The sequence below is a fragment of the Microbacterium sp. genome (genome assembly GCF_049650565.1).
Taxonomy (GTDB): domain Bacteria; phylum Actinomycetota; class Actinomycetes; order Actinomycetales; family Microbacteriaceae; genus Microbacterium.
This window is the reverse complement of record NZ_JBASAK010000048.1, coordinates 1-18,244: the sequence shown is the minus strand read 5'-3', so window position 1 is coordinate 18,244 and position 18,244 is coordinate 1. Positions and strand designations below refer to the sequence as shown.

Below are 18,244 nucleotides of genomic sequence, written 5' to 3'. Positions count from 1 at the left end.
GGTAGGGGGCATTGGGACGGCCGCGCAGCGGCACGGGAGTCAGGAACGGGGCATCCGTTTCCACCAGGATGCGGTCCAGGGGCGTGATGTGCAGCGCCTCACGCAGGTTGGGTGCGTTCTTGAACGTGAGGTTGCCGGCGAAGGACAGCCAGTAGCCGGCATGCGCCGCCACGCGTGCCATCCCGGCATCGCCGGAGAAGCAGTGGAACACGGTCCTCTCGGGGGCACCCACGCGGGACAGCGTCTCGAGCACGTCGTCATGCGCGTCGCGGTCGTGGATCTGCATGGCGATGCCATGCTTCTTCGCCAGCGAGATGTGCGCCTCGAACGACTCGTGCTGCGCCGGACGGCCGGGCTCGTCGGTGCGGAAGTAGTCCAGCCCGGTCTCGCCGATGGCGCGTGTGCGCGGGTGCGCGGCGAGCTCGTCGATGACGGCGATGGCCTCGTCCAGTCGGCCCTCGGCCCTGTAGGTCGGGGCGTCGTTGGGGTGGATGGCCACGGCCGCCAGCACGCGCGGGTCGGACTCGGCGGCATCCACCGCCCACCGCGAGGACTCGATGTCGCCGGACGCCTGCACGACCCCGGCGATCCCGACGGCACCGGCGCGGTCCAGCTGCTCGTGCAGGGACAGCGGTTCGACGCCGTCGGTGATCTCCAGGTGGCAGTGGTTGTCGTACACGGGCACCGCGAGCGGCTCCGGCAGCGCCGGATAGCTCAGATCCTTGCGCCCCTTCTTCGAGCGCTCGTGCACGTAGGTGTCGGACATGTCCGTTATGCGGTCTGCTCCACGCGCGGGAACAGCGGCGCGAGCGCCGCGACCGTGGTGCCGGGCTTGAGGATGCCCCAGGTGCCGGCCTCGCGCAGCGGCTGCGCGGTCAGGTCGCCCAGCGAGTCCTGCACGCCCAGCGCGCTCCACAGCTTGGCGGTGGACTCCGGCATCACCGGCGAGAGCAGCACGGCGAGCGCCCGCAGGCCCTCGGCGCAGGTGTACAGCACGGTGCCGAGGCGCGCACGCTGACCCTCATCGCGAGCCAGAGCCCACGGCTCGTTCTCGGTGATGTAGTGATTGAGCGCGTCCACGATGGTCCAGATGGCATGGATGGCCTCGTCGATCCGGAACACCTCGATCGCGGCATCCGCCTTGGCCACGGCCTCCGCCACCGTGCGTTGGATCGCGAGATCGCCGTCGGTGTAGTCGGATGCCTCGGGAACGACGCCGCCGAAGTACTTCTCGATCATCGCGATGGTGCGCGAGGCCAGGTTGCCGAAGCCGTTGGCGAGCTCGGCCTGGTAGCGGGCCGACAGGTCCTCCCACGAGAACGAGCCGTCCTGGCCGAAGGCGATGGCCGAGAGGAAGTAGAAGCGGTACGCGTCGGCGCCGAACACGTCGGTGATCTCGGTGGGCGCGATGCCGGTGAGCTTGGACTTGGACATCTTCTCGCCGCCGACCAGCAGCCAGCCGTGCGCGAACACGCCCTTGGGCACCTCGAGCCCTGCGGCCATGAGCATGGCCGGCCAGATGACGGCGTGGAAGCGCAGGATGTCCTTGCCGACCACGTGGTAGCCGGGCCAGCGGCGGTCGAAGTTCTCCTGGTCGGAGCCGTAGCCGATGGCCGTGGCGTAGTTCAGCAGCGCATCCACCCACACGTAGATGACATGCGTCTCGTCCCACGGCAGCGGGATGCCCCAGTCGAACGTCGACCGGGAGATGGACAGGTCCTTCAGACCCTGGCTGACGAAGGAGACGACCTCGTTGCGCGCCGAGTCCGGGCGCACGAAGTCCGGCTGGGTCTTGTACAGCTCCAGCAGGCGGTCGCCGAACTCGCTGAGCTTGAAGAAGTAGTTCTTCTCCTGCAGCAGCTCCAGCGGCTTGGAGTGGATCGCGCAGACCTTCAGCCCCTCGAAGGGTCCGGTGCCGTCGACGATCTCGGACTCGGGCTTGAACTCCTCACAGCCCACGCAGTACAGCGCCTCATACTCGCCGGCGTAGATGTAGCCCGCGTCGTACAGCTTCTGGAAGAACAGCTGCACGCTGCGCTCATGGCGCTCCTGCGTGGTGCGGATGAAGTCGTCGTTGGCGACCTCGAGCGTCTCCAGCAGCGGGAACCAGCTCTCCCCGACCAGCTTGTCCACCCACTCCTGCGGCGTGACGTTGTTGGCCGCGGCGGCGCGGAGCATCTTCTGGCCGTGCTCGTCGGTGCCGGTCAGCATCCAGGTGTCATCGCCGGACTGGCGGTGCCAGCGCGCGAGCGTGTCCACGGCGACGGACGTGTAGCCGTGGCCGATGTGCGGCACGTCGCTGGGGTAGTAGATCGGCGTGGTGATGTAGAACGATTCGCCTGCGGGCATGCTCTCGATTCTAGGCGGGATCAGGGATGCGGGTTTTTCGCGTGACTCCTGCTCGTTGGGTCCTTGTTGCTGGGCCGGGCATGCGGACGTTCCTTTCGCTCGCAGAGCGGGGACCCCTCCGCTCCGCTCCTCCCCGATGCTCGCTCCGGGAACGTCCTCCCACCCTCCACGTTCGGATCGAGGTGCGGGCTCCTGGCGCGGAGAAGTGCGCTTCGCGCGGACGGATGGTGACGATTCGGCCGCGTTCGGTGCACATCCCCGTGCGAAGCGCGCGCGGGTGGGATGCTGTGGGGCATGGACGCCGGGGAGCGGACGGCACTGTGGCCGTGGATCGTACTGGTGATCGTGGCGCCCGTCATGGCGTTCCTCTCGCTCGGGATGCAGAGCGGATACTGCATGGACGCCCATGACGGCGCTGGCACGGCGAGCTACTGCACGACCGGACCGCAGCTCGGGCCGGGAGTGGTCATCGTCTTGGTCTTCTGCGCATTGCTCACCGCGCTCGCCGTCTACCGCATCGTCCGCGTCGCCATCGAGCGGCGGAGGTGATCAGCCCCTATCTCCCGTCGAAAGCACGGGATGTCGCCGAGCGCACGGGCCGTTCGCACGAAGACGCTGCGCATTCGTCGTGGTCCGGTGCTGTCGACGAGAGTCATCGGGCGGCGAGCGCCTGCTGGTAGAGGTCGCGGGAGCTCAGGCCGGTCGCGGCGGAGACTTCGGCGCAGGCGTCCTTCAGGCGGATGCCGGAGGCGACCAGCGCCTGCACCTGGGCGACCGCGGCCTCGATCGAGACCTCCACGGGCCCGGCGCCGGACACCACCACGACGATCTCGCCCTTCACGCCCTGCTCGGCCCACTCGACCAACTCGGATGCCGTCCCGCGGCGCACCTCCTCGTAGAGCTTGGTGAGCTCGCGGCACACGGCGATGCGACGGTCGGCGCCGAAGGCCGTGCCCATGTCTGCCAGCGACGACGCCAGGCGGCCGGGCGCCTCGAAGAAGACCATGGTGCGTGGTTCAGATGCCAGCGCAGTCAGCGTGGAGCGCCGCTCGGCGGGCTTGCGGGGCAGGAACCCCTCGAACGTGAACCTGTCGGTGGGCATCCCCGAGATGGCCAGCGCCATGAGCACGGCGCTGGGGCCGGGGATCGCGGTGACCGTCACGCCGCGTTCGACAGCGGCGACGACCAACCCATAGCCCGGGTCGCTGACAGCCGGCATCCCGGCGTCGCTGACCATGACGATGTCGTGCTCCGAGGCCAATTCTGCGAGCTCGGCGGCCTTGTGCTTCTCGTTGTGGTCGTGCAGCGCGATCATGCGCGGACGGTTCTCGATGTTCAGCGCCCGCATCAGGCTCTGCGTGGTACGGGTGTCCTCGGCGGCGACGATCTCGGCGTTCTCGAGCACCTCGATGAGGCGTCGCGACGCGTCGCGCAGATTGCCGATCGGAGTCGCCGCGAGGATGATCACCCGTTCAGCTTAGGCTGAGCAGGTGACCTCGCCCGCCTCCCTGCTGCCGCCGTTGGACGAGCGGGGGACGCTGTGGGAGCGGCTGCGCGAACGCACGGCGGCGAACCCCGCCACGATGCGGATGCTGGGCTGGCTGGTGCCCACGCTCATCACGCTGCTGGCGGCGGCGCTGCGCATCGTGAACCTGTCCCACCCGCACGAGATCATGTTCGACGAGACGTACTACGTCAAGGACTCCTGGTCGCTGTGGAACCTCGGCTACGAAGCGAAGTGGGGCGACGGCGCCGACGCGCAGCTGCCCACCGGCGACTACTCCGCCATGGAGAAGACCGGCTCGTTCGTGGTGCATCCGCCGCTGGGCAAGTGGATCATCGCGCTGGGCATGGCCGCGTTCGGGCCCGGGTCGAGCTTCGGCTGGCGGATCACGAGCGCGATCCTCGGCACGCTCACCGTGCTGCTGGTCTACCTGGTCGCGCGGGTGCTGACGCGCTCACGCACCATCGCCGCGCTCTCCAGCGGCCTGCTGGCCATCGACGGGCTCGGAATCGTGCTGAGCAGGATCGCCCTGCTGGACGGCATCCTCACCTTCTTCATCCTGCTGGGTGTGCTCTTCGTACTGCTGGACCGACGGCGCACGATGCCGCTGCTGGCGGCCGTCGGCGCGGAGGACGATGAGGACGCTCTGCCCCGCATGTACGGCCCCGTGCTCTGGGCACGGCCGTGGCTGATCGCCGCCGGTGTGGCGTTCGGCGCGGCATCCGCCGTGAAGTGGTCGGGGCTGTACGCGCTGGCCGTGTACGGCCTGTACGTCGTCGTCACCGACGCGCTGGCCAGGCGACGAGCGGGAATCGCACTGTGGCCGACGGACGCCGCGTTCCGGCAGGGCCTGGCATCCTTCGTGCTGGCGGTGGGACCTGCACTGGTGACGTACCTCGTCTCGTGGACGGGATGGCTGGTCACGACAGGTGGGTACGACCGGCAGGCGGATGCGAATCCCCTGGTCGGCCTGTGGAAGTATCACGAGGCGATCCTGGCGTTCCACACGGGTCTGGTCAGCCCGCATCCGTACGCGAGCCCGGCCTGGCAGTGGCCGCTGCTGCTGCGCCCGACGGCGATCTGGGTGGACTCCAAGCCGAGCGGATGCGGCACGGACCACTGCATCGCGGTGGTCACGTCGATCCCGAACCCGTTGATCTGGTACGCGAGCATGGCGGCGGCGATCTACCTGCTGTACAGGTTCGTGCGCGGCCTGATCGACCGGAAACCTGTCGGCCCCGCACTGACGTTCCCGCTGGTGGGGCTCATCGCCACCTACGTGCCGTGGCTTCTGGTCGGAAACCGTACGATCTTCCAGTTCTACACGATCGCCATGATGCCGTTCCTCGTGATCGGGCTCGCGGTCGCGCTGCGTGAACTGGCCGGACGGAGCGCACCGCTGCACCGCAGGCAGTCCGGACAGCGCACCGTGGTCGTGTTCGTGTGCGCGGTGACCGTGCTCTCAGTGTTCTACTACCCGCTGTGGACCGGGATGAGCGTGCCCTATGAGTTCTGGCTCATCCACAACTGGATCCCGGGCTGGATCTAGCCCGCTCCCGTCTCCGATTCGCGGGTCTCCATGCCCGCTTCCGGTCCCACCAGACGGGGCCGCGTATCTCAGGCACCCCGGATCTCATGCGGAGCTGCCATTCGGACACGTGCAGGGTGCGGTGGTGGTGCCAGCACAGTGACACCCCGTTGTCGGTGTGCGTCGGACCGCCTGCCGAGTGCTCCTGAACGTGATGGATCTCGCACCACGTTGCCGGGATCGTGCACCCCGGGATCACGCAGCCGCCATCCCGTGCGACGATCGCCCGACGCTGGAGCGCGGTGAAGATCCGCCCTGACGTGCCGAGGCCCACGATCCTGCCGCGCTCATCGAACAGCACCCGCTGGATGCCGCCGGCGCATCCCGTCTGTGCGGCGACCCGGATCGGGACGGGCATGCTGTCGCCGTCCGGACCCGCGACGCCCGCCCAGCCGTGGCCGGTCAGATAGTCGGATGCCCGCACAGTGACGACCAGCGTCGGGGCCGCCCCGCCCACGTCGGGAAGCTCCCCGCCGCGGGCCGCGGCGCCGAGGATCGTCGCGAACGCATCGTGCATCTTCTGCGGGCGTGTTCTGTCGTCCAGCGGGGTCAGCCCATCGCCGTCGTACACGCGGTCGTCGTCCGTGCTGTCCTCCGGCTCGGAGTCCTCGAAATGCACGCCCTCCGGCACTGCCACCGGCTCCACGCGCGGGTTCAGCAGCGCGTCCATCAACCGATTCAGCTGAGCCGCAACCTCAGGCAGCAGGCTCCCGCGGATCGGAACCTGCCCGTCCCGAAGGCGCCCGACCCACAGCCCCCGCTCCCGGGAGGCGACCGCGTCCGTCGGCTCCGCGCCATCGGGATCGAGGTAGGCGGCGAGCACCTGCGAGAACTGCGCCAGCTCCGCCGGTGTCGGCGCCGGCGCTGTCCCGCCGGCGGGGACGGCACCGTCCGGGGCGATTCCTCGGGCGAATGCGGCCAGTTGCGCGTCGGCTTCCTGCACGGCATCCGCGCTCAGCCTGCGCTTGGCCCCCTCGATCGGCGCGACGGCGGCCAGGAAGCCGTCCATCCCGATCGCGCCGTCGTTCAGCGCCTCCCTCAGCCGGTCGAATCGGGCAGGCTGGAGCGCGGCATCCGTCATCCCCCGCGTCCTGCGCGTCGACGACGCAGCCTTCACGAGCCGAGACGCAGCGCGCCGATCCACCCGCAGGGCCAGTTCCAGCAGGTCCACGGGATGCGAGCATCCGTACGACGTCGTCATCCGCTCCCCGCGCAAGCCCTCGGACCGACCGCGCACCTGAACGGTCGCCTCGACCAGCACCCCGTCGATGCTGCGCTGCACGCCGCCTACGGCATCCAGCAGCCGCATCAGCTCCGCATCCGACAGACCCTCGATCTGCTCTCCGTCGAACGCGCCGGCGACCGCCGCAGCGAGCTCCCACTGCAGCCTCTCCAGCCGATCGACGATGCCGTCCATACCTCCATTCAACCGAGAGTCACCGACATTCGAACATCCATACGATGCAAAGTTTAAACCCCAGGTTGAAGTCAATTTCCCGCGGCAGATCCGAGACCGCAAGGCCCGACGGTCCGAACCGATCGAATACCCTCAACGCATGACCACGATCACGCCGCTGACACCTGCCGACCACGACGAGTGGCTCGACCTGTGGTGCGGGTACCTCGATTTCTACGAGACCGAGCTCGACGAGGAGACGATCACCGTGACGTTCGAGCGGCTGACTGATCCGGCATTGGGCCTGCACGGCGCCATCGCGCGCGACGACGACGGCACGGCCATCGGCATCGTGCACTGGCTGACACATCCGGCCACGTGGACCACGACCGATTACTGCTACCTCGAGGACCTGTTCGTCGCACCCGATGCCCGCGGCAGCGGCACCGGCGCGGCACTCATCGAGCATGTCCGCACCTGGGCCGAGCAGCACGGATCTGCCAAGGTGTACTGGCTCACCGCCGAGACCAACCACGCCGCGCGGATGCTGTACGACCGCGTGTCCACGCGCACCGGTCTGATCCAATACCAGATCAGAACCGCCTGATGCCCGCTCCGAGCGGCTTCGAGTACCGCGTCCGCGGCGACGAGGTCGTCATCCTGCATCACGGCATCCGCGCGGCGACGCTGCGCGGTGCGAAAGCGGCGGACTTCCTCGCACGCGTCGAGACCGAGGATTCGCAGCTGCTCATGGCGCGACTGACCGGCGACTACCGCCGCGGCAACGAGCGCGCCGCCCGCCGACAGCCGCGCAACAAGGGCTGATCGCACTGTCCCGAGCGCACCACAGCTGAAACCTCAGCCCCCGACAGATTCCTCGACGCGACGCCCCTCGTTCAGGTCCGACCGCTTCCCCCGCATCCGCGCCAGCCCCAGCACCACGCCGACGATGACCAGTCCGACGACCAACCCGGCCACGGCCGAGAACGCCGTGCCTCCGATCCAGGTGACGATCCCGCCGAGCGGTGCCAGCAGCTCCTCCACGCCGTACAGCAGCTCCGCGGGCCCGGCCAGGCCGACGTCGCCGAGGTTGACGAGGATCAGATGGCCGCCGACCCAGAGCATCGCCACGGTGCCGACCACGCTGATCACGCGGAACACCGCAGGCATCGACCGCACGATCCGCGTGCCGCTGTGCCGGACGCGACGCACCGGATTCTTCGCCATCCGCAGGCCGATGTCATCGATCTTCACCAGCAGAGCGACGGCGCCGTACACCACGCCGGTCATGATCACCGCGATCACGGCCAGCACCCCGAGGGTCTGCCAGATGCCCAGGTCGGGGTCGAGATTCGCGAGGGAGATGAGCATGATCTCCGTCGACAGGATCAGGTCGGTGCGGATAGCACCCCGCACCAGCCGCTTCTCGTCTCGCTCCCCCTCGTCTCCGTGACCATGTGCGAAGCCGAACCACTCCAGCACCTTCTCCGCGCCCTCGAAGCACAGGTACGTGCCGCCGACGATCAGCAGGTACGGCAGCACCCACGGCGCGAACGCCGTCAGCAGCAGCGCGACGGGGATGATGATCGCGAACTTGTTCGCGATCGAGCCCAGGGCGATCCTCCCCACCACCGGCAGCTCGCGCGCCGGGGTCAGGCCCTGAACGTACTGCGGGGTGACGGCGGCATCATCGATCACCACTCCCGCGGCCTTGGCCGACGCCTTGACGGCGGCACTGATGATGTCGTCCACGACGGCGAGCAGACCTACGGACATGCGGTCCCTCCGGAATCGGGATCGTGTGCGGCCGACCGGATGCGCGGGCCTTCCGCAACGCTAGCGGATGCTACTTCCGAGGCACCCGCAGAACACCGGGCCGCGACGAGCCGCGCGTGAGTCGCGCACCCACCAGCAGCGCCGACGTCAGCCCGATCGTCAGCAGCAGCTGCATACGCGCGGCGGGGTCGATCATGGCCATGGCGATCACGCCGGCCAGCAGCACGAGGCAGGCCCACGACAGCCAGGGGAAGCCCCACATGCGCATGGGCATCGGCTCGCCGCTGCGATCGGCGCGGGCGCGCAGGACGATCTGCGAAATAGCGGTGGCCGTCCAGATCACGATCACCGTGGAGCCGACGATGTTCAGCAGCACGCCCAGTACGTCCTGCGGGATCGCCCAATTGATGATGACCGACACGAATCCGAACGCCACCGACGCCAGCACCGCCACATACGGCACATCCTTCTCGCTGGTGCGGATGGCTGCGAGAGGTGCGAGCCCGCGCTCGCCCAGCGAGTACGCCATTCGCGAGGCGCCGTAGATGTTGGCGTTCATGGCCGACAGCAGCGCCAGCACGACGATGCCCGACATCACCAGGTCGACGCCCGGCAGGTGCAGGGTCGCCAGCACGGCCGAGAACGGGCCGACCTTGACCTCCGGGGAATCCCACGGGAGCACGGCGACGATCACGAGGATCGAGCCCAGGTAGAAGATGAGGATGCGCACCATCACCTCGCGCACGATGCGACGGATGTTGTTCGCCGGGTCGTCGGACTCCGCGGCGGCGATGGCCACGACCTCGGTGCCGCCGAACGCGAACACCACGATGAGCACGGCCGCCGCCACGCCGGCGATGCCCTGCGGCACGAAGCCGCCGTGGGCGAAGAGGTTGCCGAAGCCGACGGCCGGAACATTCGGGATGACCCCGAGGATGGCGCACGCACCGACCACGAGGAAGGCGATGATCGCGAACACCTTGATGGCGGCGAACCAGAACTCGAACCGGCCGTAGTTGCGCACGCCGAACAGGTTCACGGCGGTCAGCGCGGCGACGAACACGAGCACCCACGCCCAGGCGGGGAATCCGGGCGTCCAGCCGGCCACGATCCCCGCAGCCCCGGTGGCCTCGGCGGCGATCACCACGACCAGCTGGATCCAGTACAGCCAGCCCACCGCGCTGCCGGCGCTGCGGCCCATCGCCCGCTGTGCGAACGAGCTGAACGCGCCCGAGCTGGGATGCGCGGCGACCATCTCGGCCAGCATCGACATGACCAGGATGACGATGGTGCCCGCGACCAGGTACGACACCAGCACGGCGGGACCGGCGATGCTGATGGCCTCGCCGGAGCCGACGAACAGCCCGGCGCCGATCGCGCCGCCCAGGCCCATCATGGAGATCTGCCGGCGGGTGAGGCCGGGATGCAGACCCGGGGTGGTGGTCGTGATCGTGGGAACCTCGGTCACAGGCAGGGACCTCCTCGTCCTTTCGCGGAGCCGGCCCGGACGGACAGTCACTCCGAAGCGCAACCCTAGAACGCGCGACCGCGCGGTGCCAATCTGCTCGCCGCGGCACGTGCACGTTGCGCACCGAGGATCGGATGCGCGCCTCGACACTGCTCAGAATGCCAAGCGCGTCTCATCGGCGTCATTGCATCTCCTGTGCCGCGCGAATCGCGCCGAGCGCCTCGCGCAGGCTGAGGCCGACGGATGCGTCGACGAAGGCTCCCGCGGCCTTCCGCGCGGCATCCGGGTGCCGCTGCCCGGCGCTCACGCGCGTGCGCGAGATCGCGACTCAGCGCGCCCGGGCGAATTCCCGCGGCTCGGCGGCCGGCAGCAGGCACACGAAGTCGCGGCAGTCGTAGACCACGCCGTCGGAGACGTCGCGGCCCGCGAACAGCTCGAACCCGGCATCCGCGAACTCCTTCGCCTGCGCGGGTGTCACGACGGCGATCACATCGGCGTCGGCCTCGAGCGCGGCATCCGCGAGCCCGCCCTCTCGCGACGAGACCACGGCCACCACCTGCCGCGGCGGCACGGACAGCCCCGCCGCGACGCGCAGGATCGATCCGTACGCGATGGGATGCGCGAGCGCTCGCCCGGCCACACCGGCAGTGAGCTGTTCGGCGTGCGAGCGGTGGTCCTCCCCCGCGCCCAGCAGCCAGGCGGTCAGGTGAGCGGATGCCGCAGCCGCGGGCCCCGAGGGCAGATCGCCGTCGCCGTCGTCGGCACCACGGACGATGCCCTGCGCGGTGAGCACCGGATCCTGCCCGGGGCTCATCGCCAGCACCTCCAGGCCGCGGGTGGCCCAGGTCGCATCTCCCGACGCCACTCCCAGCGCCAGCAGGCCGTCGGCCAGCAGCCCCAGGTCGGCCTGGGTGGCCACGGCATCCGCCGCCACCCCGTCGAGCGACGAGCGCACCAGCGAGCCGTCCTCGGCACGGTTCACGCTCAGCACGTGCGTGGCGGCGGCCTCGGCGGCCTCGATCCACTCCGGAACACCCAGCACGGCACCGGCCCGTGCCAGCGCGCCGATGGCGAGGCCGTTCCAGCCCGTGAGCACCTTGCCGTCCACGGCCGGCGGCTCCAGCTCGGCCCGGCCCGCGGCGTCCCGACGGTAATAACCGCCCTCGTTCCGCTTCCCGTCGATCCACGACTCCGAGTCCTGCGCGGCGCCGAACGCCCCGCCGTCGCGCCGCAGCACGTTCAGCAGGAAGACCGCGATCCCCTCGACGATGTCCGCGCGCCCGGCATCCAGCGCCACCTGCATCAGCTGCGCGTTGTCGGTCAGCATCCGCTCGTAGTGCGGCACGGTCCAGTTCCGCTGCGTGGCGTAACGGAAGAACCCTCCATCGATCGGGTCCAGCAGCTCGGAGCCGGCCATCGCGTCCAACGCCCGCTCCACGGCATCGGCTCCGTCCGCCACCGGATGCTGCAGGAACCGCAGCGCGGTGGCCATCGGGAACTTCGGCGCACCGCCGAAGCCGCCGAACTCGTGATCCTCGCGGCCGGTGATCGACTCGGCGGCCGACCGCAGCGCGCCGGAGTCCGGCAGCCGCGACTCCGGCTGACGCGCGGCCGCGCGCAGCGCCTCGGCCACGGCATCCGCCGACGCCAGCACCTCGTCGTGCCGCTCGGTCCACGCCTCGCGCACGGCCGTGAGCACGTCGCGGAACGCGGGCGTGCCACCGCGAGCCTCGTCGGGCCAGTACGTGCCGGCGTAGAAGGTGCCTCCCTGCGGCGTGGTGAACACCGTCAGCGGCCAGCCCAGGTTCTGGGTGAAGGCGGACGCTGAGGCCATGAATGCGGCGTCGACCTCCGGATGCTCCTCGCGATCCACCTTGACGGCCACGAACCCGTCGTTGATCTGCGCTGCCGTCGTCTCGTCGCTGAACGACTCGCGGGCCATCACATGGCACCAGTGGCAGGTGGAGTAGCCGATGGAGATCATCACGGGCACGCCGCGCCGCGCGGCCTCCTCGAACGCCTCCGCACCCCACGGCCGCCAGTCGACGGGGTTCTCCGCGTGTGCGCGCAGATACGGGCTGAGGGTCTCGGCGAGCCGGTTGGTCATGGCACCCACCGTACCCGCGCGTCGGGGGCCGTGGGCCGGCCGGGTGCCGGTCAGAACGCGGCGAGCGCGCGGGGGTCCGTCACGGGTGCGTATCCCACCAGCGGCAGCGCGCGCTCGGCGGCCAAGGTGATGCGGGAGAGGATCTGCGGCGAGACGATCTCGTAGCCATCGAAATCGGTGTTGCTGGCGTAGACGCCCAGCGGCAGGGTGAGCGCCTGGAAGAACGCGAACAGCGGGCGCAGCTGGTGCTCGATGATCAGCGCGTGCCGTTCCCCGCCGCCGGTGGCCGCCAGCAGCACGGGCTTGCCGACCAGCGCGTACTGGCCGATGAAGTCGAACAGGTGCTTGAAGAGACCGGTGAACGACGCCCGGTACACGGGGCTGCCGACGATCAGCAGGTCGGCGTCCTCGATGGCGCGCAGCTGCTGCTCCACGGCATCCGGCAGATCGTCGCGGCGCAGCACGCCCGCCAGACCAGGGCCGATCTCGGTCAGCTCGATCACGCGCACGTCCACGTCGATGCGCGCGGCGACGGCATCCGCGATGGCGCGCAGCAGCGCCGTCGTCTTGCTGGGCTCATGCAGGGATCCGGAGACGGCGACGACGTGATAGCGGGCTGACATGGTTCCGACGCTACCGAGCAGAGCGCCCCGCGTCGCGGGAGGCGACACGGGGCGTCATGCGGGTGAAACACGGCGTCATGTGGCGCCACCCGACACGGTTCAGTTGACGTCGTCGGGGTGGGAGCCCACACGGCCGGAGCCGTCGCCGAGGTCCAGAGCGTCGATGGCGGCGATCTGCGCGTCGCTGAGCTCGAAGCCGAACACGTCGAGGTTCTCGCGGATGCGGCCTTCGTGCACCGACTTGGGGAAGACGATGTTCCCCTTCTGCAGGTGCCAGCGCAGCACGACCTGGGCGGGAGTGCGACCGGTCGCCGCGGCGGCGCCGGCTACCGGAGCGGCGCCGAACAGGTCGTACTTGCCCTGACCGAGCGGACCCCACGCCTCGATGCGCACGTCGTGAGCGGCCGCCCAGTCGGTGACCTCGCGCTGCTGGTACGCGGGGTGCAGCTCGATCTGGTCGACGGCGGGGACGACACCGGTGGCGGCGACGATGCGCTCCAGATGCGGCACGAGATGGTTGGAGACGCCGATGGAGCGGGCCAGGCCCCGATCGCGGATGCCGATCATCTTCTCCCACGCGTGCTCGTAGTCGTCCTTGGCGGGCGTGGGCCAATGCACGAGATAGAGGTCGACCTGCTCCAGACCGAGCTTCTCCAGGCTCTCGGCGATGGCCGCATCGGGCTCGTCGTCGTGGTGACGGTCGTTCCAGAGCTTGGTGGTGATGAACAGCTCGGAGCGCGGGATGCCGGATGCCGCGATGGCGGCGCCCACGCCCTCTTCGTTGCCGTAGATGGCGGCGGTGTCGATGTGCCGGTAGCCCGCTTCGAACGCCATCGTCACGGCGCGCTCGGCCTCATCGGCGGGCACCTTGAAGACGCCGAATCCGAGCTGGGGGATGCTGTTGCCGTCATTGAACCGAACCGTGGGAATCGTCATGCAACCAGCCTAGAGCGGGCGTCCGACACGCGGCTCGGTCCCGTCGTACGATGGAGGGCTATGTCTTCGCCCGTGATCTCGTACCCGCCCGAGCTGCCCGTCTCCGCGGCACGGGACGAGATCGCCACAGCCATCCGCGACCACCAGGTCGTGATCGTCGCGGGCGCCACGGGCTCGGGAAAGACCACACAGCTGCCGAAGATCTGCCTGGAACTGGGGCGCGAGCACATCGCGCACACCCAGCCTCGGCGCCTGGCCGCCCGCACCATCGCCGAGCGCGTGTCAGAGGAGCTGGGCGTCGAGCTCGGCGATCTGGTCGGATACAAGGTGCGATTCACCGATCAGGTGTCGGATGCCACGCGCATCGCGCTGATGACCGACGGCATCCTGCTCAACGACATCCATCGTGACAGGCTCCTGCGCCGCTACGACACGATCATCATCGACGAGGCCCACGAGCGCTCGCTGAACGTCGACTTCCTGCTGGGATACCTGCACCGCATCCTGCCCGAGCGGCCGGACCTGAAACTCATCATCACCTCGGCCACCATCGACCCGGAGAGCTTCGCCGCGCACTTCGCGGATGCCGCGGGTGTTCCGGCGCCCGTCATCGAGGTCTCCGGGCGCACGTATCCGGTGGAGATCCGGTACCGGCCGCTGGTGGACGATGCCGACGCTTCGCTCCCCACGTCCCCCTCGAATGGTTCCCGGCAGAATCCTCGGAGTTCCGGCACGAAGTCCGCCGAACCCGAGGACGAGGTCACCGCCATCGTCGCAGCGCTGCGCGAACTGGATCGGGAGCCGAACGGCGACGTGCTGGTGTTCCTGCCGGGCGAGGCCGAGATCCGGGATGCCGCCGAGGCCGTGCGCGGCGCGTACCGCTCCACCTCTGCGCCCGTGGAGGTGCTGCCGCTGTACGGCCGGCTGTCGGCGGCCGAGCAGCACCGGGTGTTCGAGCGCTCGAAGGTCGCGGGTCTCCGCCGCCGGGTGATCCTGGCCACCAACGTCGCCGAGACCAGCCTCACAGTGCCCGGCATCAAGTACGTGATCGACGCGGGCACCGCGCGCATCTCCCGCTACAGCGCCCGCTCAAAGGTGCAGCGCCTGCCCATCGAGGCCATCTCGCAGGCATCCGCGAATCAGCGCTCCGGACGCGCCGGCCGCACCAGCGACGGCATCGCGATCCGGCTGTACTCCGAGGACGACTTCGAGAAGCGGCCGGAGTTCACCGAGCCCGAGATCCTGCGCACGTCGCTGGCCTCGGTGGTGCTGCAGATGCTGTCGCTGGGCTTCGGCGACATCACGGCGTTCCCGTTCCTCACTCCCCCGGACTCCCGGGGCGTGAAAGCCGCACTCGATCTGCTCACCGAGATCGGCGCGGTCGACCTTCCGACAGGCTCAGGGACCCATAAGTCGCCGCGGCTGACGCGGATCGGTCGGGACATCTCGCGGATGCCGATGGATCCGCGGTTCGCCCGGATGCTGGTCGAGGCCGCGAAGCCGTCGTCCGGCGTCCTGCGGGAGGTGCTGGCCATCGTCGCGGGGCTCTCCATCCAGGATGTGCGCGAGCGTCCCTCCGCGGATGCTCCGCAGTCGATCCGCGACGAGGCCGACCGGATGCACGCGCGGTTCGTCGACCCCACCAGTGACTTCCTCACGCTGCTGAACCTGTGGAAGCATCTGCGCACGAGCCAGAAGGAGCTCGGCTCCAGCGCGTTCCGGCGGACGTGCCGCAGCGAGCACCTCAACTACGTGCGCGTACGCGAGTGGTTCGACGTGCACCGGCAGCTGAAGACGCTGGTGAGGGGCGCTTCGACAGGCTCAGCGATCAAGGGAACCGGAGATCAGGGGTCAGGTCCCGACGCGGATGCCATCCACCGCGCGATCCTGGCCGGCCTGCTGTCGCAGATCGGCATCCTCGACGAGCGCACTGCGGCGAAGCAGAACGGATCCCTCAGCTCGTCGAAGGGTCGCGCCAGGGGGGAGAAGCGCCGCGTCGCCGAGTACCGCGGCGCACGCGGCATCCGCTTCTCGATCTTCCCGGGATCGGGGCTGCGCAAGAAGTCCCCGCAGGCCGTGATGGCCGCCGAGGTCGTGGAGACATCGCGCACCTACGCGCGCACGGTCGCCGCCATCGATCCGGCCTGGGCCGAGGCGCTGGCAGGTGATCTGGCCAAGCGGCAGGTCACCGAGCCGCACTGGTCGAAGGATGCCGGTGCTGCCGTCGCCTTCGAGAAGGTGACGCTGTTCGGGGTGGAGATCATCCCGCGCCGGCGCGTGCAATTCGCGCGCATCGACCGCGCGGGCGCGAGGGAGCTGTTCATCCGGCACGCGCTGGTGGAGGGCGAGTGGGACCCACAGCGGATCGACAAGCGCGTCAGCGCGTTCTGGCGTGCCAACGCGGAGCTGCGCCGCCGGCTGGAGAAGCTCGAGGAGCGCGAGCGTCGCCGTGACATCCTGGCGGGCGATGAGACCGTGTTCGCGTTCTACGACGAGCGCATCCCGCACGAGGTGTTCGACGTGCGCTCGTTCGAGAAGTGGTGGCGCGACGCGCTCGCCCAGACGCCGAAGCTGCTGGTCATGCGCGAGAGCGACCTGCTCGAGGACGACGACCGAGCCGACCAGTCGGAGTTCCCCACCCGCTGGACGCAGAACGACCAAGTGCTGGGCTTGGCGTACCGGTTCGACCCGGGCGCCGAGGACGATGGCGTCAGCGTGGTGCTGCCGCTGGCGCTGCTGGCGCAGATCCGCGACACCGGCTTCGACTGGCAGGTGCCGGGTCTGCGCGACGAGCTGATCACGGCGCTGCTGCGAGCGCTGCCCAAGACCATCCGCCGGCACGTCGTGCCCGCCGCGGACTGGGCTGTGAAGCTCAGCGCCGAACTGTCCGAGGAAGGGCCCGAGAAGCACACCGGCGTGCCAGAGCGCTCGCTGAAGGACGCGCTGGCCAGACTCATCCAGCCCATCGCCAACCAGCGCGTCTCGGCATCCGATTTCGACGACGAGCGGGTGCCGGGGCACCTGCGGATGAACTTCCGCGCGGTGGACGAGCGCGGGCGCGTGGTGGGCTCCGACCGGGATCTCGCGACGCTGCAGCAGCGACTGGCGGACCGGTCCCGGCAGAGCGTGGCACGGTCCATCGCGCGACCGGCCGCGGCGCAGGGGCGCCCGGGGAAGGCCCCGCCCCGTCCGGATGCCGTGGCCGCGGCATCGGCTCGCGGCAGTGGGTTCCTGAGCCTGTCGAAGGGCGAGCGCGACGACCTCACCGACTGGACCTTCGGCGACCTGCCCGAGGTGCTCGACACGAAGGTCGCCGGCGGGGTGGTGCGCGGGTACCCCGCCATCGTCGATCGCGGCGCGAGCGTGTCGGTGCGGCTGGAGGCGACGGCGGATGCGGCGACATCCGTCACCCGCGACGGCGTGCTGCGGCTGGTGCTGCTGAACGTCCCCTCCCCGGCCTCCTACGTGCAGAACCACCTGACATCGGCGGAGAAGCTCGCGCTGGCGGCATCGCCGTACCAGAACGTGGCGGCCCTCATCGAGGACGCGCGTACGGCCGTGGTGCGCGGGTTGATCGACGCTTCGCTCCCCACGCCCCAGATCCGTTCCGAGGCGGAGTTCCGCCGGGTACGGGATGCCGTGAACGCGGCCCTGGTGGACAGCCTGTTCTCCTGCGTGTCGCTGGTCGCCGGCATCCTGACCAAGAGCCGCGCGGTGGAGCGCGGGATCAAGTCGCAGAACTCATTGGCCCTGCTGGGGCCGCTGAACGACATCCGCTCGCAACTTGCCGGGCTCATCCGCCCGGGCTTCATCTCCACGACCGGCGTGGAGCGCCTCGCGCACCTGCCGCGGTACCTGGACGGGATGCTGGAGCGGCTGAAGACCCTGGCCAACGAGCCCGGCAAGGACCGTACCCGCATGACGGAGTTCGAGCGCATGGCGAAGGCATATGAGGATGCCGGCGGCACGATCCCGCCGGCATCCGATGCCTCCGCGGCGCTGGTCGACGTGCGCTGGCTGCTGGAGGAGTATCGCGTGAGCGTGTTCGCACAGCGCCTGGGCACCGCCCAGCCCGTCTCGCCGCAGCGCATCATGAAGGCGCTCGCAGGGGCCTGAGCCGCGCTAGCCTGAATCCATGGCTCGCGCGATCGTCCACACAGAAATCGGCTCCTCCGACGTGCTCCGGCTGGTGGAGGTGCCCGACCCTGTCGCCGGCCCCGGCGAGGTGGTCGTGCGCATCGAGGCTGCGGGAGTGAACCCGATCGACATCAAGCAGCGCTCAGGGCTCCGCCCGCTGCCTCCTATCACCCAGCCGCGGCACGTCGGCTTCGACGGCGCGGGCACGATCACCGCGATCGGCGAGGGCGTGAGCGGCTACGCCGTCGGCGAGCGGGTCGCGATCGGCGACACCCGCGGCACGTATGCGACGGCGCTGGCCGTGCCGGTCGGCAATATCACCCGGCTGCTGGACGGCGTCACCTCCGCCGAAGGCGCGGC

At 69.6% G+C, this 18,244-nt stretch carries 16 protein-coding genes; 6 read left to right on the top strand and 10 right to left on the bottom strand.

Annotation, left to right across the window (positions count from 1 at the left end; all coding sequences use genetic code 11):
• The coding region (locus tag WA967_RS09130; RefSeq protein ID WP_424421504.1) for a TatD family hydrolase at window positions 1-766 on the bottom strand (766 nt) is incomplete at its 3' end.
• A 5-nt stretch (window positions 767-771) separates the two neighbouring features.
• The gene (gene metG / locus WA967_RS09125; protein WP_424421501.1) at window positions 772-2,349 is read right to left on the bottom strand and encodes a methionine--tRNA ligase; all 1,578 of its coding nucleotides are present in this window, start codon (window positions 2,347-2,349) and stop codon (window positions 772-774) included.
• Between the two features lie 294 nt (window positions 2,350-2,643).
• Here metG and WA967_RS09120 point away from each other — a divergent pair, with 294 nt between their 5' ends.
• A complete protein-coding gene (locus WA967_RS09120) occupies window positions 2,644-2,898 on the top strand; it encodes a hypothetical protein (protein WP_424421498.1) in 255 nt (84 codons plus the stop codon).
• Window positions 2,899-3,001: 103 nt separating this feature from the next.
• Here the strand turns inward: WA967_RS09120 and rsmI are convergent, their stop codons facing one another.
• Window positions 3,002-3,817 (bottom strand): 16S rRNA (cytidine(1402)-2'-O)-methyltransferase, encoded by an 816-nt coding sequence (rsmI, locus tag WA967_RS09115; protein ID WP_424421496.1) that lies wholly within the window; start codon window positions 3,815-3,817, stop codon window positions 3,002-3,004.
• A gap of 22 nt (window positions 3,818-3,839) precedes the next feature.
• On the opposite strand from rsmI, the gene WA967_RS09110 reads away from it, so the two are divergent.
• Window positions 3,840-5,402, top strand: a complete 1,563-nt coding sequence (locus tag WA967_RS09110; protein ID WP_424421492.1) for a dolichyl-phosphate-mannose--protein mannosyltransferase — start codon at window positions 3,840-3,842, stop codon at window positions 5,400-5,402.
• On the opposite strand, the gene WA967_RS09105 is transcribed toward WA967_RS09110, so the two are convergent.
• On the bottom strand, window positions 5,371-6,858 hold the full coding sequence (locus WA967_RS09105; protein ID WP_424421490.1) for a DUF222 domain-containing protein: 1,488 nt from the start codon (window positions 6,856-6,858) through the stop codon (window positions 5,371-5,373). The genes WA967_RS09110 and WA967_RS09105 overlap by 32 nt on opposite strands.
• Window positions 6,859-6,997: 139 nt before the next feature.
• On the opposite strand from WA967_RS09105, the gene WA967_RS09100 reads away from it, so the two are divergent.
• Both WA967_RS09100 and WA967_RS09095 read left to right on the top strand, forming a co-directional pair.
• On the top strand, window positions 6,998-7,444 hold the full coding sequence (locus WA967_RS09100; RefSeq protein ID WP_424421487.1) for an N-acetyltransferase family protein: 447 nt from the start codon (window positions 6,998-7,000) through the stop codon (window positions 7,442-7,444).
• A complete protein-coding gene (locus WA967_RS09095; RefSeq protein ID WP_424421485.1) occupies window positions 7,444-7,662 on the top strand; it encodes a hypothetical protein in 219 nt (72 codons plus the stop codon). The genes WA967_RS09100 and WA967_RS09095 overlap by 1 nt, the downstream gene beginning before the upstream one ends.
• Before the next feature lie 33 nt (window positions 7,663-7,695).
• Here the strand turns inward: WA967_RS09095 and WA967_RS09090 are convergent, their stop codons facing one another.
• From WA967_RS09090 to WA967_RS09065, 6 genes are all read right to left on the bottom strand, one after another.
• Window positions 7,696-8,613 carry a DUF808 domain-containing protein gene (locus WA967_RS09090; protein WP_424421483.1) on the bottom strand — a complete coding sequence of 306 codons (918 nt, stop codon included), beginning with the start codon at window positions 8,611-8,613 and terminating at the stop codon, window positions 7,696-7,698.
• 70 nt (window positions 8,614-8,683) lie between these two features.
• Entirely contained in the window at window positions 8,684-10,081 is a 1,398-nt protein-coding gene (locus WA967_RS09085; RefSeq protein ID WP_424421481.1) for an amino acid permease, read from the bottom strand.
• A 181-nt stretch (window positions 10,082-10,262) separates the two neighbouring features.
• Entirely contained in the window at window positions 10,263-10,388 is a 126-nt protein-coding gene (locus tag WA967_RS09080; protein WP_424421479.1) for a hypothetical protein, read from the bottom strand.
• A gap of 21 nt (window positions 10,389-10,409) precedes the next feature.
• Window positions 10,410-12,188, bottom strand: coding sequence for a thioredoxin domain-containing protein (locus WA967_RS09075; RefSeq protein ID WP_424421476.1), 1,779 nt, complete (start codon window positions 12,186-12,188; stop codon window positions 10,410-10,412).
• A 50-nt stretch (window positions 12,189-12,238) separates the two neighbouring features.
• Window positions 12,239-12,811 (bottom strand): FMN reductase, encoded by a 573-nt coding sequence (gene msuE, locus WA967_RS09070; RefSeq protein ID WP_424421473.1) that lies wholly within the window; start codon window positions 12,809-12,811, stop codon window positions 12,239-12,241.
• A gap of 99 nt (window positions 12,812-12,910) precedes the next feature.
• A complete protein-coding gene (locus WA967_RS09065) occupies window positions 12,911-13,747 on the bottom strand; it encodes an aldo/keto reductase (protein ID WP_424421470.1) in 837 nt (278 codons plus the stop codon).
• Between the two features lie 60 nt (window positions 13,748-13,807).
• Between WA967_RS09065 and hrpA the strand changes: the two genes are divergently transcribed.
• Both hrpA and WA967_RS09055 read left to right on the top strand, forming a co-directional pair.
• Window positions 13,808-17,863: an ATP-dependent RNA helicase HrpA gene (gene hrpA / locus WA967_RS09060; RefSeq protein ID WP_424421467.1), complete on the top strand. Its 4,056-nt coding sequence runs from the start codon at window positions 13,808-13,810 to the stop codon at window positions 17,861-17,863.
• 19 nt (window positions 17,864-17,882) lie between these two features.
• Window positions 17,883-18,244 (top strand): alcohol dehydrogenase catalytic domain-containing protein (locus WA967_RS09055; protein ID WP_424421465.1); only part of this gene is annotated, 362 nt, incomplete at its 3' end.

Excerpts from the sequence above, each read along its gene's own strand:
- WA967_RS09090 (WP_424421483.1), bottom strand. The coding sequence starts at position 8,613 with ATGTCCGTAGGTCTGCTCGCCGTCGTGGACGACATCATCAGTGCCGCC.
- hrpA (WP_424421467.1), top strand. The coding sequence starts at position 13,808 with ATGTCTTCGCCCGTGATCTCGTACCCGCCCGAGCTGCCCGTCTCCGCG.
- WA967_RS09100 (WP_424421487.1), top strand. The coding sequence starts at position 6,998 with ATGACCACGATCACGCCGCTGACACCTGCCGACCACGACGAGTGGCTC.
- WA967_RS09075 (WP_424421476.1), bottom strand. The coding sequence starts at position 12,188 with ATGACCAACCGGCTCGCCGAGACCCTCAGCCCGTATCTGCGCGCACAC.
- WA967_RS09120 (WP_424421498.1), top strand. The coding sequence starts at position 2,644 with ATGGACGCCGGGGAGCGGACGGCACTGTGGCCGTGGATCGTACTGGTG.
- metG (WP_424421501.1), bottom strand. The coding sequence starts at position 2,349 with ATGCCCGCAGGCGAATCGTTCTACATCACCACGCCGATCTACTACCCC.
- WA967_RS09065 (WP_424421470.1), bottom strand. The coding sequence starts at position 13,747 with ATGACGATTCCCACGGTTCGGTTCAATGACGGCAACAGCATCCCCCAG.
- msuE (WP_424421473.1), bottom strand. The coding sequence starts at position 12,811 with ATGTCAGCCCGCTATCACGTCGTCGCCGTCTCCGGATCCCTGCATGAG.
- WA967_RS09095 (WP_424421485.1), top strand. The coding sequence starts at position 7,444 with ATGCCCGCTCCGAGCGGCTTCGAGTACCGCGTCCGCGGCGACGAGGTC.
- WA967_RS09105 (WP_424421490.1), bottom strand. The coding sequence starts at position 6,858 with ATGGACGGCATCGTCGATCGGCTGGAGAGGCTGCAGTGGGAGCTCGCT.